The organism is Proteiniphilum propionicum, from assembly GCF_022267555.1.
GTDB classification, from domain to species: Bacteria; Bacteroidota; Bacteroidia; order Bacteroidales; family Dysgonomonadaceae; genus Proteiniphilum; species Proteiniphilum propionicum.
This window is the reverse complement of the sequence record NZ_CP073586.1, coordinates 3,291,247-3,308,644: the sequence shown is the minus strand read 5'-3', so window position 1 is coordinate 3,308,644 and position 17,398 is coordinate 3,291,247. Positions and strand designations below refer to the sequence as shown.

Annotated in this window: 13 protein-coding genes; 5 read left to right on the top strand and 8 right to left on the bottom strand. The window is 42.8% G+C overall.

The annotated features are described in order from the left end of the window. Positions 1 to 180: 180 nt before the first annotated feature. Complete coding sequence (locus KDN43_RS13690; protein WP_238866990.1) at positions 181 to 1,233, bottom strand: DUF6340 family protein; 1,053 nt, start codon at positions 1,231 to 1,233, stop codon at positions 181 to 183. Positions 1,234 to 1,610: 377 nt separating this feature from the next. Here KDN43_RS13690 and KDN43_RS13685 point away from each other — a divergent pair, with 377 nt between their 5' ends. The 4 genes from KDN43_RS13685 to KDN43_RS13670 all read left to right on the top strand — a co-directional run bounded on the left by KDN43_RS13685 (position 1,611) and on the right by KDN43_RS13670 (position 6,337). Continuing rightward, positions 1,611 to 2,483: an electron transfer flavoprotein subunit beta/FixA family protein gene (locus tag KDN43_RS13685; protein WP_238866989.1), complete on the top strand. Its 873-nt coding sequence runs from the start codon at positions 1,611 to 1,613 to the stop codon at positions 2,481 to 2,483. 99 nt (positions 2,484 to 2,582) lie between these two features. After that, positions 2,583 to 3,602, top strand: coding sequence for an electron transfer flavoprotein subunit alpha/FixB family protein (locus KDN43_RS13680; RefSeq protein ID WP_238866987.1), 1,020 nt, complete (start codon positions 2,583 to 2,585; stop codon positions 3,600 to 3,602). A 70-nt stretch (positions 3,603 to 3,672) separates the two neighbouring features. Continuing rightward, positions 3,673 to 5,394, top strand: coding sequence for an acyl-CoA dehydrogenase family protein (locus KDN43_RS13675; RefSeq protein ID WP_238866985.1), 1,722 nt, complete (start codon positions 3,673 to 3,675; stop codon positions 5,392 to 5,394). Between the two features lie 349 nt (positions 5,395 to 5,743). Continuing rightward, on the top strand, positions 5,744 to 6,337 hold the full coding sequence (locus tag KDN43_RS13670) for an RNA polymerase sigma factor (protein ID WP_238866983.1): 594 nt from the start codon (positions 5,744 to 5,746) through the stop codon (positions 6,335 to 6,337). 1,641 nt (positions 6,338 to 7,978) lie between these two features. Here KDN43_RS13670 and KDN43_RS13665 read toward each other — a convergent pair. The 7 genes from KDN43_RS13665 to KDN43_RS13635 all read right to left on the bottom strand — a co-directional run bounded on the left by KDN43_RS13665 (position 7,979) and on the right by KDN43_RS13635 (position 16,337). Next, complete coding sequence (locus KDN43_RS13665; protein ID WP_238866981.1) at positions 7,979 to 8,461, bottom strand: helix-turn-helix domain-containing protein; 483 nt, start codon at positions 8,459 to 8,461, stop codon at positions 7,979 to 7,981. Positions 8,462 to 8,778: 317 nt separating this feature from the next. Beyond that, positions 8,779 to 10,779 carry a DUF4906 domain-containing protein gene (locus KDN43_RS13660; RefSeq protein ID WP_238866979.1) on the bottom strand — a complete coding sequence of 667 codons (2,001 nt, stop codon included), beginning with the start codon at positions 10,777 to 10,779 and terminating at the stop codon, positions 8,779 to 8,781. A gap of 70 nt (positions 10,780 to 10,849) precedes the next feature. Then, complete coding sequence (locus KDN43_RS13655) at positions 10,850 to 12,100, bottom strand: hypothetical protein (protein WP_238866977.1); 1,251 nt, start codon at positions 12,098 to 12,100, stop codon at positions 10,850 to 10,852. A 24-nt stretch (positions 12,101 to 12,124) separates the two neighbouring features. Continuing rightward, on the bottom strand, positions 12,125 to 13,066 hold the full coding sequence (locus tag KDN43_RS13650) for a FimB/Mfa2 family fimbrial subunit (protein WP_238866975.1): 942 nt from the start codon (positions 13,064 to 13,066) through the stop codon (positions 12,125 to 12,127). 31 nt (positions 13,067 to 13,097) lie between these two features. After that, the gene (locus KDN43_RS13645) at positions 13,098 to 14,150 is read right to left on the bottom strand and encodes a fimbrial protein (protein ID WP_238866973.1); all 1,053 of its coding nucleotides are present in this window, start codon (positions 14,148 to 14,150) and stop codon (positions 13,098 to 13,100) included. Between the two features lie 82 nt (positions 14,151 to 14,232). Then, positions 14,233 to 15,783 (bottom strand): DUF3868 domain-containing protein, encoded by a 1,551-nt coding sequence (locus tag KDN43_RS13640; RefSeq protein ID WP_238866971.1) that lies wholly within the window; start codon positions 15,781 to 15,783, stop codon positions 14,233 to 14,235. An 11-nt stretch (positions 15,784 to 15,794) separates the two neighbouring features. Beyond that, the gene (locus KDN43_RS13635) at positions 15,795 to 16,337 is read right to left on the bottom strand and encodes a DUF3575 domain-containing protein (protein WP_238866969.1); all 543 of its coding nucleotides are present in this window, start codon (positions 16,335 to 16,337) and stop codon (positions 15,795 to 15,797) included. 283 nt (positions 16,338 to 16,620) lie between these two features. Between KDN43_RS13635 and KDN43_RS13630 the strand changes: the two genes are divergently transcribed. After that, on the top strand, positions 16,621 to 17,331 hold the full coding sequence (locus KDN43_RS13630; RefSeq protein ID WP_238866967.1) for a helix-turn-helix domain-containing protein: 711 nt from the start codon (positions 16,621 to 16,623) through the stop codon (positions 17,329 to 17,331). Positions 17,332 to 17,398 lie beyond the last annotated feature (67 nt).

Here is a 17,398-nt window from a genome sequence, read left to right as displayed (position 1 = left end):
AAATAATAACAGTAAAAATTGAGAATGTGTACTGTTGAAGATTCAATCACAAAGGTAGTGTTTTTTTTGATAACACTGAATAACTTCGCGTTTTTTTTTGTAAAATGCGGAATTTAACCAAAAAAGTTGCAATATTTAGCCATTTTATTGGCAAAGTTTAGCCAAAATAATTCAAACTAATCAGAAATCCTCCTGATTCACTCTGTTTGAGTTGTTGCGGCGCCTCTCTATTTCATTCTTATACAACAAAGACCTTCTTCTTTCCAGCGAGTTTGGAGATGTGGATTGAACAAACAGATTGTTTGACACTTCCGCCCACTCAGATGCTTTATCCATATCGTCCATCATCTCATAGGCAAGTGCAATATTATTTGCTGCCTTGGCTTTATCAGTTTTGTTTGAGAGGGAATTATAAAAAGTTTGCCATTTCTCTATTGCTTCTTCCCATCTGGCTCCCTTTGCAAATGTCTCTCCCTCTCGCATCAAAGAGTTGGGGAGTGTGTAATACCATCTGTCTTGCATCTCCCAGTGAGGTGCAAACACATATGTCATCTTTTCGGCTGCCTTTACAGCCAATAACTTCATAGCCTCTTCGGTTGACGGAATCATTACTTCCGCATAAGCCATCCCATCCTGAATATCAAAGCCTTCCCAACGAATGCTGTCGGTATATTGTACTGCAGGAATTTTCCCCTCCATGGTGGGAAGGTACACACGTATAACTGAGTTTATCTTTCCTGTCAAATCGCTGTATGTGTAGCCTTGCTGCCTGAAATGCTCCCTTTTATTGGTCTCTATTATCAGTTTATCGAGCGAAACAATAGCGTCAGCGCCGGTCATCCTTCTAATTTCGTTCATTGTTTCGGGGGCAATAAGCTCTTCCCTGAAGAAGTCTTTGTCGCTTCTCAAAGGTTTGTTATAGAACACAACCCGCTGGAAATAATCCTCCTCATTCAAAAATTGTGAAAGGGCTTCGGTGTAGTATATGGCAATACTGTCGGACGAGGCTTTCGTCCTCTGTGCGGCTGAGCGGCCCAGTTGTTTTATGTAATGCCCAATCTCGTCGGGTTGCTGTACTACATTATTTACTACTGCTATATTCAGCACATTCGATGGTAATGCTACCTGGGCTGGCTCACGTGTTTCCACTGACAGATATTTTATTCCTGCACAACTGCTCAGAAGCATTCCTGCAAAAAGAACAGACAGGAATGGCTTGTATGCTTGATTCATACGGTTTAAACTATTTAACCTATTTAACCTATTTATTATTGAGGATATCATATAGAACTTATTCTCGTACATTATTAACATTTACGGTAGCGCAAAAGTTTTCAGAACACTAAAAATATAAACTGAAGATGACATGGTGCTCAATTCTATGTCCGAAAAAGTTTTCAGAACACCAAAGATCGAACCCTTATTAAAGATGCATTTCAACGGATTTGGTTTAATGTGGGTTTTGTTTTTTTTGAGTGTAAGCTATTATACGATTATTTCTTTTTTTAGAAAGTTCGTTTCCCTATGATTGGCTTGGCAATTTTTTATGTATATTTGTGGCACTCTTAAAAATACACAACAGAAACATAAAAAAAGAAACTAACAGAAGTATGACATTTAACATTATTGTGTTGGCGAAGCAGGTACCTGATACACGCAATGTTGGGAAAGATGCGATGAAAGCCGATGGAACTGTAAACAGAGCGGCACTTCCCGCTATATTCAATCCCGAAGATCTGAATGCTTTGGAGCAGGCCCTTGGAATCAAAGAGAGCTATCCGGGATCTACAATTACGGTGCTGACTATGGGACCGGGACGTGCTGCCGAAATCCTTCGCGAAGGGCTTTTCCGTGGTGCAGATGACGGAGTGTTATTGACCGACAGGGCTTTTGCCGGTGCCGATACGCTGGCTACATCGTATGCTTTGGCCATGGCTGTCAGGAAACTTGGAAAATTCGATATCATCATTTCCGGACGACAGGCTATCGATGGTGATACCGCCCAGGTAGGTCCCCAGGTGGCCGAAAAACTGGGAATACCCCAAATTACCTATGCCGAGGACATCGAAAGAATAGAAAAAAATAAGGTAACTGTTAAACGGCGCCTTGATAACGGTGTAGAAGTGGTGGAGTGCCCCCTTCCGGTGTTGATTACCGTTAACGGATCGGCTCGAACATGCAGGCCCCGCAATGCGAAGCTGCTGCAAAAGTATAAACACGCCAGAACCATCACCGAGCGTCAGACTGAAAATATCGACTACATAGATATATATAGCAGTCGCCCCTATCTGAACTTAACCGAATGGAGTGTGGCCGATGTAGATGCGGACATAGTTCAGTGCGGCCTCTCCGGTTCTCCTACGAAAGTGAAAAAGATTGAGAACGTTGTCTTTCAGGCCAAAGAGAGCAAAAGACTCAGCGGCAGTGATATGGAGATTGACGAGCTGATGAGGGAGCTAATAGAAAGTCATACGATTGGATAATAAAAATTACAATGAACTATTTTGCTAAGCTATATGAACAGAATAGAAGTATGTTTGAAATCTGTTATGGTAGGAAATAGTCTAATTTATTAAGAATAAATGAACAACTTATTTGTATATTTGGAAATAGAAGAGGGAACGGTAGCTGATGTGAGTCTGGAACTGCTGACCAAAGGGCGATCGCTTGCTAGCCAGCTGGGATGCAAGCTTGAGGCTGTGGCTGCTGCATCAAAACTCGATAATGTTGATCAACAGGTTTTTCCCTATGGAGTAGATGTGTTGCATATCTTCAAAGATAACAGATTGTCGCCTTATACCACACTGCCTCATACATCCATCATGGTGGAACTCTTCAAAAAAGAAAAGCCGCAAATCTGTCTTATGGGGGCTACCATTATAGGGCGCGACCTTGGCCCACGCGTATCATCGGCATTGGGAAGCGGGTTAACCGCCGACTGTACCTCGTTAGAGATAGGCGACCACGAGGATAAAAAAGCTGGAAAAAATTATGAGAACCTTCTCTATCAAATACGTCCCGCTTTTGGTGGAAATATTGTGGCATGGATCATTAACCCCGATCATCGTCCGCAGATGGCTACGGTACGCGAAGGGGTTATGAAAAAGGAGATTTACGATCTTAACTATAAAGGTGAAAAAGTGGAATACAATGTGAAAGATTTTGTGAAAGAAGAAGACTTCATTGTTTCCATTATCGATCGTCACGTTGAGAAATCAAAGGTAAATATTAAAAATTCACCCATCATTGTATCAGGAGGTTATGGCGTGGGGTCGAAAGAAAACTTCCAGATGCTCTACCAGCTTGCCGACGTGCTGGGTGCTGAAGTGGGCGCATCACGTGCAGCTGTAGATGCCGGATTTGTAGAACATGAACGTCAGGTGGGACAAACGGGTGTAACCGTCCGCCCTAAAGTGTATATCGCCTGTGGCATCTCGGGACAGATACAGCATATTGCCGGTATGCAAGATAGTTCTATCATCATTTCTATTAACAACGATCCCAATGCGCCCATCAATGCTATTGCCGACTATGTAATTACCGGAGAAATTGAGCAGGTGATACCGAAGATGATTAAATATTATAAGAAAAACACGAAATAAATGAAAATTGAAGAGTGACAGCAAAGCTCTTTGATATAAAAGACAATAACAAAAATATACCGAAAAAGAAATGGCAAACTTTTACACAGATACACCACAATTTCGTCATTATATTCATCATCCACTGATGAAACGAATTGTGGAATTGAAAGAGAGAAACTACTCTGACAAGGATACTTACGACTATGCCCCAATGGACTTCGAAGATGCAATGGACAGTTACAATAAAGTGCTGGAAGTGGTGGGCGAGATCTGCGGTGACATCATTGAACCCAACTCCGAAAGTGTTGATCAGTGTGGCCCTACCGTTAAAGACGGGCGTGTGACTTATGCCGGCCCCACGCAGGAGAACCTCAATGCGCTTAATAAGGCAGAGTTGATGGGAATGGGTTTGGCCCGCAGGTATGGCGGTCTTAACTTTCCCATGGTACCCTATATGATGAGTGCCGATATTGTGAGCCGTGCCGATGCCAGCTTTCAGAATATCTGGATGTTGCAGGATTGTGGCGAAACTATCTATGAATTTGCCGATGAAGCGCAGAAGGAAAAATATCTGCCCCGTATCGTGAAGGGCGAGACCATGTCGATGGACCTCACAGAGCCCGATGCTGGATCAGACCTGCAGGCAGTGATGCTGAAGGCCACTTTCAACGAAAAAGAAAATCAGTGGTACCTGAACGGAGTGAAGCGCTTTATTACTAACGGCGATGCCGATATTCACCTTGTGCTTGCCCGTTCTGAAGAAGGCACTAAAGATGCCAGGGGCCTGTCGATGTTTGTTTATGATAAGAAAAACGGAGGTGTCAACGTGCGCCGCATTGAGAACAAGATGGGGATCAAGGGAGCACCTACTTGCGAGCTGGTTTTCAAAAATGCAAAAGCTGAGTTAGTAGGTACACGCCGGATGGGATTGATTAAATATGTTATGTCGCTTATGAATGGTGCACGCCTGGGAATTATTGCCCAGTCGGTAGGCCTTTCCGAAGCCGCCACCCGCGAAGCATACAACTATGCTATCGAGCGCCGTCAGTTTGGAAAAGCCATCATAGAGTTTCCTCCGGTTTACGAGATGCTGGCCAACATGCGTGCCAGGACCGATGCATCACGTACCATGCTCTATGAGACCTGCCGTTTTGTAGATATGTACAAAACACTGGAAGATATTGCAAGAGAACGCAAGCTTACACCTGAAGAACGGAATGAGATGAAGTACTACTCTCGCCTGGCCGATGCCTTCACACCCCTCGGTAAGGGTATGAGTAGCGAGTATGCCAACCAGAATGCCTACGATGCCATCCAGATACATGGCGGATCGGGTTATATGAAAGACTACAAGTGTGAGCGGCTCTATCGCGATGCACGTATTACCAATATCTATGAAGGTACCACGCAGTTGCAGGTGGTGGCTGCCATCCGTCATGTCACTACAGGAACCTATCTTCAAAGGATCAAAGAGTATGCCGATATGCCGGTTGCGCCCGAGCTAGAGCCGCTGAAGCGGGTACTGTCGAAGATGACACAGATGTATGAAAAGTTGGTCGATTTGGTTACCGCACCCAAAGATGAGGATTATCTCGATTTTCACTCTCGCCGGCTTGTGGAGAGTGCCGGACATATAATCATGGGACACCTGCTTCTGCAGGATGCCAATAAAGATCCGGAGCTGTTCCGCCGAAGTGCAGAGGTATATATCCATTATGGACAGATAGAGGTGGTGAAGAACTACAATTTTGTTACCAAGTCGCGTATCGAAGATATGGCTTACTATAAACCGGCTCTCGCCGAAGAGTAATCCTATTAAAAAGCATATTCACTTTACAAGGGGTCTATCACGGATCCCTTTTTTTGTGCCTGAGGCAATATTCAAGATTCAACAGCTTTGTCACTACGGGCAACTCATAAACGAGATTAACAAAGATTTGATACGTTGCTATTTTGAGTGTCTAACGTCAACCACAGGTATTATGTTTTGAGCGCCGACAAAGAACAAATAGTTTGCAGAGAATTTTTATCCTTTATTGTTTGGCAGTTATGTGTTTTTTATTTTTCTTTGTTACTGAATAATAACAAACACTAAAATCATTCGCCTATAAGTCCTCTTTACTCCACTTGATTAACATAATAGTTTAAGAAGTAAAGCAATGGATACTTTCTGCACGATGACCGATGAGGAGTTGGTTGTTTCGTATGCCGGGGGCAATGATGCTGCGTTTGATGAGTTACTCAACAGGCACAAGCAACCTCTTTATGCATATATTTTCTTTACCGTACGCGACAGTGGCCTAGCGGAAGACATTTTTCAGGATACCTTTATTAAAGCAATCGTTACCATAAAACAGGGGCGATACACCGAGACAGGCAAATTCAGAGCATGGATTATGCGTATTGCTCATAATCTGATGATCGACTATTTCCGTCAGAAAAAAAACGAAAACACTGTTTCCAATGACGATTACGAGGTGGACCTGCTGAATAACCCTTCCCTCTGCAATGACAATGTGGAAAGGGAGATGGTGAAGACACAGGTACTAAGTGATGTAAGGAAGCTGATTGGGTTCCTGCCTGAAACACAGCGTGAAGTGCTAGAGATGAGATATTATAAGGATTTAAGTTTCCGGGAAATAGCCGATGCAACCGGTGTGAGCATCAATACTGCCCTCGGGCGCATGCGTTATGCCATCCTCAACATGCGCAAACTGGCAATTGATAACAGAATGATTTTGACGCTAAGTTAGAAATAAGATATTCAGGTTAGAGATAAATCATCTTTTTGTAACCATCTGTCTATTACATTGTCAACAAAACAAAAAAGCCGGCTGGATAGTCGGCTTTTTGTATAGGGTAGGAGTTCAAATCGTTCTGCACACTCGGTGCCATTTTGACAGTGCATGCAATTTTTGTTTGGAATATTTCAAAAAAACGTGAGAATCAGAAAAGTAACGATTAAGTTCTTTTTTGTTTCTTTGCCAGGTTTGTACTTCAGAATACGGATACTTCAAATAATTTCCAATACAGTGTTTGAAGCTGTTTAAGCAATTATGAGAAGTCTTATATACCATCCTATTCGATAACAGGAAATCGTTTGATACTAATTTTTCCGGACTGTGAAGCAGAATATACAACCTCAACGATTCCGTTATTGACATATTGCAGCTTTACCTGCTTCTGTCGCTGCGGGAATACGCAGGATTATGTAACTTATTCAACCTCGGAATTTCTTACCATCCGTGTGTTTCCGCAAACGGAAAACCGATGTAGTAGAAAATCTTTTTCTGAAACAGGATAATTACTGTAAAAGAAATCTTCTCTCTTGCGTTGGCTCGTGAAATTTTTTCTCTCAATGCAATTTCCATTAGATTCGGAAAGGGGAGTATATTGCCATACTTTTAATATGGTAATTACGGCATTCCGAAAATCCTTACAATTGTTGCAAATTATTGCATCGGCTTTCGGAGATAACAAACCGGTTAAGGAGTGCCATTCAACCGAAATGGATAACAACAACTTTTGCAAAATCTCAATGTGCAACAGGATAATCATTCAACTGATTCTGATAAAAGCGGCTAAGCTATTGTCTTCCTTAGTTTCAAGAGTTACAAACGAATCTGTTCTTCTTTTGAATGAAATCCTTCCGGGTTGTGTACAAAATGTCAATGAACTCCTAGTATCTTGTGTACGATAATCGTACTGATAAACTTTATCGCTGTTTGCAAATATAATAACCTTACAAGGAAAAAAGCAAATATTTCAGGCTGTTATTATAAACAACTTATGAATACATTATCAACAGGTTTTGAACAGCTTTTGCAAATCGCCTGTTCCATGGCGATTTTTGTTATAAGCAATTGTGTCAGTTATAGATCCCTTTCTTTAATGATCGATAGGCCGATAGTGAACTCAATATTTTCAGGGCATTTCTAGTGCGAAGTTACATGACAGGAAAAGTAAATAGTATACTCAAAAGGGAGTATTTTATATATTTTGGCCGACTTTGAAGATAATTTTATGAGTTAATGTTTCCTTGTATTGTTTCCTTTAACGTATGAAATATAGAATTTGTCAGGTGAGGCATTATTGAAATGCTTTGTTTTTACTTTGCTTTGCTTTTTTTACCGCAGAACTAAGTATAGCCAGATTAGGTGGCCTCTTTTTCAGGGTAGTTAGAGATCTCAGATATATAGAATTCATTCTCGATCTCCACTGATTTTCCTTATGGGCTTACATAATAGGATATCAGACTACTGAAAACGATAGGGCTCTCGTTGAAATAAAATCATTTCGTACGTTTATTTTTATTTTGGTAAGGTACAGTCCACTATAAAAAGTCGCCGACTTAAATTTTATTGTTTTTATTTCGTTTTTGTTGATAGAATGCTCTAAAAATCCTTCCCCGGCCGACGCATTTTTCGGTCCTGAGCGGGAGAATTACCGAATCGGTTCAAATAACATTTATAAAAATGAGAGGTATTGACAAAGCCGGATAATTTAGATACCGAGTCTATAGAAAGGGTGGTGGTTAATAGTTTTGAGCGCGCATAGTCCATTTTTTTGCCCATCATCCACTGATAAGGTGTTATGCCTAAATATTTCTTAAAGTGGCGTGTGAATGTTTTCAGAGAATTGTATCCGCATTTTTTCGCAAGCATCGATACTGTGGCAGGTTTGTTCATCAACGTATTCATCTTAACGTTCACTGCATCGGCAAAAAAACGATTCTTCGCTTCCACATCCAAATATTGCAATTTCATATAGTTCTTCGTTTTTGGCAACTCAATAGTTTTCCTGCTACCGTCGGCAAACTCAAGCGAACACGAAACTACGTTCGAATATAAATAAGATATCTCTTTTTGGTTTGACATACAAGTTAATGATGTTTGGTGTTTAATGGTGATTCGTAGATTGTTACTCCCCAACCTCCAACAAATACTTTATATCTTCTTTTTCCATAACTTAGCATACAGCATGCTGATTTCTTGTTGTAATGTCTGTTGCTTCTCGTCTTCGCAAGTAAGTTTATGTACTGTTGGATGAACGAAACACTTGTCCGTCTGAATTGCCACTGAAGCAATGGAGAAATACGCCGATACCTTACACAGGCTTTCTGTCGCCTTGCGAGCCTTTCGTGGGCGACTTCTATCATCAAAAAGAGCGGATAGGCGACGGTGGAACTCTCCTCTTAATTTCGGACGCAACGAACAGGCATCATACTTGATGCCACAGACTGCTCATTGCTTTGTGAAGAGAAACCAGCCTTAGCTGCAAAAACATTAAGTGCGGAATAATCTGCACCCATTGATAAGTACTTTATATAATCAGAAGCAAAACGATAAACACTCGAGGCATTTTCTTTTTTAATATAAGTATATATTCCGCTTACCGGGAAATAACGCACAACGTCTTGCGCGTTGTTTTTGCTCCAATACGTGTGTGGCACCAAGTCGGCAACAGTTGTTTTGCGTCCTGCCAATCCCAAGTATCGGGAGGTGATTTTAAGACAATCCACCCCCTCAATCGTTACTTTCTCCCACCGGTAAGCGGTAAGCATATCCCAGTTGTTGTCTTGAATGAATTTAAGTCCGTACGTTACCCCGGCATTGGTGGTTTTTTGTCCACTGTATACCCCCGTTTTACCGCCCACCCTTATGGTTGCGTCGTTGGTTTGTATTGTTATTGCTTGATACTCTGCGTCATCCGGCACGTGCCATCCCTGCGGGCAAGGGTCTCCCGAAAGGTTTCCCAGGTAGTCGGTATTGTTGCCGATATAGCTTTCGGGAGCCGTACCTATGGCGGATTTCACTACATCACTCCATGTATAGCTGGCATTTATATTATTGAAAATTGAGGTAATGGAGGTGCTAGAAATTGATTTTCTCCAGATCATTGCGTCAGTTTCCCACAATAAAGGGTCGGTACAACTAATGAAACGTTCGACATTCGCCTTTGGAACAGCGTTTGGAAAGGCTTTGTTGCGTCCCCACTGCCAATAAGCTACCGGGGCCTGCCACTCCGGGCCCTCAGCAAATGTGTTCAAAGCCGCCAAATCATGGGTGGCAAAACGGGCCAGCGCATTGTTGGCAACCAACACGCGTTTATCGCTTTCCATCATATTCCTTATTACCACGTTCAGGGTGTAGTGATGGTTGCGCCTGGTGTTGAAGCTGTAGGTGTCGTTTTCGCCCAGAAAGATGCGGTACAAAACTGTTTGTGTTTCTTCGCCCTGTGCTCCCGGCTTGGTGTAGTCGCCCGTAATAACAATGTTGGTGGCAAATTTGGGCGCGTTGTGCGCTCCTTTCATCCCCGGTTGAGTTACGGCCGGCACCTCTCCCCTCATGCTCTCGGGCATGTACCAGGTACATGAAGCGCCGGGGGCAAGGTTCACCATGTCGTAGTCCGTAAAATTCACACCCTCTTCGGTAGGGAAAACGCCTCCGGTGAGTTGCCCGGCATAAAGTGCTGTACGGGGAATATCCTGCAACTGCACACTTTTGGCTACAAAGCTATGCCCCGCCGGGAGGAGAGTAGTGTAGCTAAAGGTTATCTTGGATACCATGCGCGTTACTGTGATGTTCTTAAGGGCCTCCCCCGGTATGCCCGTGTATTTGGCTGCCATGGGCAATGTTGTTCCATTGGAGGTAACCTCCAATTGGTCTGCATACTGACGCGAGGGTGTTTCCTCAAAATTGGCCAGCGTGTATTTGTTGAGTTGAAGATCACTAAAAAGTGACGAGTTATTGGTGTTTACCAAAAAATAGATGGTTTGCTCGGTACTGTTGTGTAGCAGTGACGGACGGACGATGTAATCACTTCCCAAATCGGAGAAAAACTGCCTTAACACCAGTTTAGCTTCCGGGTTGGTGCCATCGAACTGCAATACCCACACGTTGCTTACGCGTTCTTCGTTATTTTCCGAAATATCGCCTGACGCGCGAGTTTGAAGTTCACGCTTGTCGCGAGTAAAGGTTACAGTCATGGCGTCATCCGTTTCCGGTACCTCACAAGCCGCAACGGCAGCCCCGCGTGTGAAGTATTCCTCCACGGGCTTCACCTGCAGCTTGAAAGCTGCCTGCACGGTTGCATCCGTTTCATTACCGGAGACCGGCATTTCTTTACTACATGCCACAAAACCGGTAAGCAACAGGACAGCAAATAGCCATTGTTGAAAAAGAAACTTCATCATATATATTGTTTATTTTATCTTTTACTATTCATCCTGATTTTCAATTGTGTATTGTTAATTGAGAATTGCGTTATTCCGCATCGCCCACATCCGGATTATATCCACCCTCTGTCCACGGTACGGCCAGCGACCATCCGCTTCCAATATATTGCTCTGAAGAAGCTGTAATCCAGGGTGCTACTTTTAGTATTCCGCCGGATCCTGCTCCCACATCGGGAAAATCACAAGGACGGTCTATCCACCCGGCTACTTTGAGCGATATGCCACAGGTAGCGTTTTCGGCAGCATCTTCGGGAGTATAGCACCCTGCACTTTTCACTTCCGTTATATTGAATAAATAATGATGGTTGCGTAATATTTCACCATAAGAGACTTGTTGGGCACCCCCTTCCGCCGGCCCATTTTTTATAAAGTCGATGCGATAATAGGTTTCTTGCTGCATTGCGTTGAAAAATCCTCCTACCACTATTACTGTTGTTGCTGTAGCCCAGCCGGGTTCCGTAACAGCTATGCCTTTGCTTTCCGGAGCATACATCCTGATGGGCAGGGTACTGCTTTCTATGACCGTGGGTATGGAAGCCATGTCTGGGTTAGGGGGTAAGGTTGGTTTTACCACCTGGAACTCCGAGATGTTTTCACTCATATTTTCCAATAAAGGGACTACCGACATGTCCCGACATCGAAACAGCCGTACAGAATTTAACCTAAACACCTGCTCTGTCAGAGCAGGGTCTTTTGTGATTTCCACTTTAGCCACAGCACGCATTAGCCGGATGTTTGCCATTATTGTTGGCTCCTCGTCTGTGGCAGGCGGTACACCTTGCTCACGTACCAGTTCACCCCACATGGGGAACGGGTTTTGCACTCCTGTGGCGTTCATTTCCGGCTGGAAAGGAGGAAGCGCGGCAATTACCTCTGAGTAAGTTTTACCCATTAACTCTTCCAGTTGAGAAGATTGCCATCCCGTATTGGCTAAAAAAACAAACCGCAACGGACGTGAAGTAGAGAGTACCAGCACGTTGAACTTGTAATTGTTTGCCATACCGTCTACCGGTTGCAGGGTAGTTATGGGCTGTATTTGTACCAGTTTTTCGTTGCGGAAGAGCAACAGCAGCATTTCTTGTATCTGTGTTTCATCTCCTTCAACCTCACTTTGTGCTTTCGACCGTGTATTGGCAAGAGTAAATGTTACTGAAACCGGGGTGTTGCCGTGAGCAGATATTTGTTGTTCATTGCTGCAGGAATACTCCAACAACACGAGCATCGCAACAATGAAAACAACCGGTGACAATAAATATTTGTTGAAAGAATTGTTTCTCATCTGTCTTATCTTATCATTATCGTCTTACCATTCTTTCCATTCCACCACCTCATCCCAGTCAGATACAACCATCCGCATCTCCACACCGGCTGTTTCCGAAGGGTTGTCTTGGTTCAAATTAATAAGTACGTTTATTCTTTCGTCGGCTCTTGGGGCAATGGGTTTATTTTCTATGTCGTGTGTAACGGCAGCCACCACTTGTTGCCCTTTGTAGAGCGACACAGTCTTAGCTCCTCCCAAAGAAGGCAAAGCTCGGAATGCGTCTTCAATTCCCATCATCACCCCTTTTTGGAACCACATGGCTTTTTTTACATAAATGCCGTTGCCTCCCAGTAGCAATATCTGATTTTCAAAATTAAGTTTGTCTTCCTTATCACTCAGTACAACCAAATACTGGCCGGGACTATCACCGGCAGGCATTCCCACAACGGCTACATGAATCTGTGCAACAGAGCGTTTTATCACCAATTCAGTCACAGGCGAATATTCGTCATCGGCACAAGACATTCTTTTTCTGCCATAAAATATATCTGCCGGGATAGATACAATATTGTCAGACAGCGCCAGGGGCTTTACTTTGTTTTGGCTCAATAACCAATTGGGATCGAAGTCAAACATCTTTACAGTATCGGATATGTTACTCCAAGCCACATACCTAAAGGCTTCGCCACTACGCAGCTTTACCTCAATATTTCTTCTGTCCCTGATATCTTGAACCGGCAAATATTGGTGGGATAAAAATCTATTTTCGTCATCGAAAACAAATAACATAACATCCCCCGTTGCTCCGCTGGGGGTAATGTCGTCTCCGTACTTGTTGACTGCCTTTATTACCAATTGGGCCTGTTTGCCACAATGCGACAAATCGCTATTAATGCAACCGCTCAGCAAGGTAACGATGGCCACAACGAGTGTGTATGTACTGTTTTTGTTCATCTCAATGCGCTCCCGGCTTTGTTGTGTCATTAGAAGCCGTCCTGTAATGATTAGCGGGAAATTACCACGTCACGTCTTGTGTAGGAACCACCACCCAGTTTTCAGGAGTAACCGTTACGTCCAGTGAAGTGGGATCGCTGGGTACATTCGGGTCGGTGCTGCCGTCGCCCAAGCGTTTTAACGTTACATTCAACGTATATTGATGGTTGGCTTCAATGAATCTACCTGTAAGCGGATTAACATTGTCATATACATCATTTATGCGGAATACAAAGTATTGTTGATTTCCGTCGTACTTTCCTTTAATAACCAGCAAAGTGCAATTGCCGGTATCGTTGTTGTTGGGCATCACGTAAAAGTATTCCGTATTTTGACCTTCTACTGCCGAGCCTGTTAAGCGATAATCCACGTTGGGGCTAGCTGAGATTATGGTGCCGCATAAATAATTAAACAACGAGGGAGATACTTCGGGTAGCAAATGACTGGTAAAGCCGAGCATCGATTTGCTGCGAGCCTTTTGTACGGACACACCCAGCAATTGGAATTTTGTTTTGTCATAGCCTACATCGGGAGTAATGGTTACCGTACCCAGTTTCACTTTTGCTACCACGCGTTTCACGGTTACCCCTACTTTGTTTTCATCTCCGGCCGACAACGAAGCTGTGGCTTCACCGGTCATGGTTAATCCTACTGTCTGGTTCATGGACCCGTCAGCCGGGCCTTGAAATTGTGAAGACAATTCAAGATTTACTTTCGTACCATCGTTTAAATCGGCATAGCTGGTAACAGAGGCAAGTTGAGTTTTCAATGCCGATGAGGGGTTGGCTATGACTACAATTTTTTTGTTGCCTACCGTAAGATCGGTAATCTTGCCGGTAATGCCATGAATTTCGGCTTTTCTCTCAAGTACATCTGATGTAGCAGAAAAAATTAATACCGTCATGGAGGTTACCTTGTTTTCTTCTTCTTGGGTTACATCCGTGGAAGCTCTTGTCCCTGCCTCGGCCACCAGTGAAATGGACATCGCTGTTCTTTTTTTTGTCACCTCCGTTTCTTTATCGCAGGATGTGAAAAGCAGGCATAATGCCACAATACTTAATAATAATTTTTTCATTTTTTTCTTGCTATTTAATTATTAATTTTGAGTTGATTGGTTGTATAGTTGTTTCGTTGCCTTACAAGTCTCTTTTATCATCTTACCTTATTCTATAGGGAATGGCTTTTCGTTCGGTTTCTTCGCGTTCACGCTGCTTCTTGAGCGATAGCTGGCGTGCCACAATATCCAGATTGTGCCGTGCATCCGATATACCTCCGTTAAGCGCTTTGGTAAAAGCGGCCTGCGCACGTGCCCAATCACCCGTGAGCATATAATATACTCCCAAGTTGTTTTGTCTGGATGCCGACTCGGGGGTTCTATCCAACAGTGCTTTCGCTTCACCCAAACGCCCTTCCTGCAACGCCACTGCCGAGGCATTATTTATCGCTGCCGGATCTTGCGGAAACTGCTCAACTGCTTCTTGCATGGCCCGGTTGTATTCTTTTGATCCCCGCCGATAGGTGTTGGCCACTGAGTATAATTCGAATACGCTCATTTGCTGCGGTTTGGTTTTCATAATCTCTTTGCCTTCTTCCACTGTAAACGGGCGTACCGTATAATCGATGCGGTAATACACACGGCGTAACTGTGGAAACATGTTTTCCAGCATATAATTATAGGTGCGTCCGCCGTTGAGATTCATCAATCTGGTTTCCCTTCCTTCGTACACGCCAATGTTACGAATGATATCCACCACCTGATATTTTTCGGGCATGTAACTTTTCTCTACTAACTCTATCAGTTTCTCCCAGTCTTCACCGTACCATTCCACACTATACAGACTGTATGGGAAACTGAATCGCGATTGTATCCAGTTGGCAAAGGAGCTGGCTCTTTTTTGCGAGAGCATCATGTTGTGTTCATACGTGCCTTCGGGAGATGCATAACCGATGATGGAAATGCCGTCCATCACAATGTCTTTGTCTTCTTGTGCCCGCTTGAAAAAATCTTGTACCTGATTAAGCTTTTTGGCATTGTCTTTATAATCGTAAAGTATGTCCCATTTGTTGACAATAAAATTAAGGTAGGCTTCGCCGTACTCCGATCGCGCTTTTTTTTCTTCTTTGCCAGGCTCCATAAAATGGAGGTATAGCGTGACATTTTCCTCTTGGGGCGCTTCCCGTTGAGCAATATCGGGTTTTCCCTCTCCCAGTAGATTTTCAATCAGCAGATTATCAGCCAACACTTCTCTTTCGCCAGGACAACCGCAAAGGGCTTGGCGCACACGCAATGAGGAGGCATTCATCCATCCTTCGTAAGGCGTTGTTACGTCATAGTCAATTATTGCAGGATCTGTTTCGGGTTGTATAATGGTATATACGTCCTGCCCGCTGCTATGGGACACGTCGAATACTTGCTTTCTTTTTTCTATTCTGTGTCTTTTTCGGCCGTTAAGAACAATTTTCGGTAACGCTAAAGTATGCAACTCTTCATCGAAAAGTTCAGGAATAAGTTCCAGGGCAGTGGCACTATTCACCTTAATCTCTCGCGCATCTATCAATAAATGAATACGCAGCGTGTTATCCTTTTGAATAATTTCTTTTTCTTGAATATAAAGTTGTCCTTTGTTTTGTTGCGCTTTTGTCTGAAAAGGCAGCATACAAGAAATCAGAAAGGTAAATAGTGAAACTGGCAAGGATCTATTTTTCATACTTATACGAGTTAGTGAATAAAATAAATAAGGGATACCGCCGCTTTGGAGGGGCCGTAATAATTACGGCTGTACGAGCCGAGCTTCTCACCGCAATCCCCGCATTCGTACTTGTCGTATAGCATGCGGGCATACCCGGCTCCTATTGTTGCTTCGAGGTTCCATTTGTTATTCAGCATCCAACTGTATCCGTAGGATACGCCGGCACCGTACAAGCTTCCTTCAAAACGTGACCTGGTTATTTTAGGTACATCCACGTTGTACCCTGCATAAAACGTGTGTATGCCCCAAAAAGATCCTGCATAGCGGTGGCAGTACCATCGGCGTAACTCGGGTTGAACAAACCAGTGCTTCCAAAACAACTCCGGTTTAAGTTGAAATGGGTTGTAACCACCTTCAATACTCAACGAGAATTTTTCACCCAGCCCAAATTCAATCCCCATATTGGGTGAAGCCGTTACTAAGAATACCGTATTCGTTTTGATCCCGGTTTGCTGGGCGGTTAAAGCAGCAACAACCCCCATAAACAAGAGGATACATGCCATTTTTTTCATCTCTAAATTTGTCGCTTTAGTTGTAGGAAAGAGACGAAAAATAATATACTGATTTGTAATAAGATAAAAGAGACAGCGTTTCAGAGGGAACAGATAGTTGAAATACACGATATGTCCGTCCTCTACCTGTTCAACTAAAATGCTTATATATATGAAGTTAAATTGTTTAAAGTTAACAAAAAATCAAGTTGTACACGAAAATTTTGAAACCACACATTGCATAGTTTTTATGCGAAAAGGATGTGGAAAATGCGAAAGCCACGTAACAGAAAAATATAACCTGATGGAAAAACAAATGGTTTTGTGTCCAATTTCCACTACTTTTTCCTGTAAACTTCTACGGGATTCAGAAATGATGTTCATCAGTTTTTTTGAGATGACAGATCCGTCGTATGGGCTCTTTATTAATTCGTTGAAAAATGTTCTCAACGAAAAACATCAAAAATGCTGTAAGCCGTATCTGCTGAATATAAAACCGGAACTGAATCAATTTCTCGAAATAATAAACCTTATTCATGATTCCAAAGGGTTGACGAATCCTGAAATACTAAAACGAATGCTGAACTTAATATTCTATTTATATTCAGCTAATTATTCTCCAGAAGAGAATTCACTTTTTTTCTCTCCATTGATATGTAGTGACTACAAGTTTAAAAACAAGGTGTTGCTTCATCATCTCAAAGCAAAAAATGTGCAAGAGCTGGCCAAGTTATGTGGGTATACGTATAATACGTTTAATCGCGAATTTATGAAACAGTTTGGCTCGAGCCCCTACAAGTGGATGATAAATGAAAGAAAAAAAAGAATACTACAGAATTTAGAAGATCCTACAGTTCCTTTGAAATCCATTGCTTTTACCTTTCATTTTTCATCCCCTGCCCATTTTGCCAGGTTTTGTAAAGAGAACTTTGGCCATTCTGCTTCTGAAATTAGGCATAAAAAAATTGAGGGCCATTGTTGTCCTGCAGAAAATTGCCGAAAAGGGATCTGTTAAAAAATGAAGTGTAATAAAAACAAGTAAAAATATGTTAAGCGTGAAAAAGTGAAACAAGTTGGGTAAA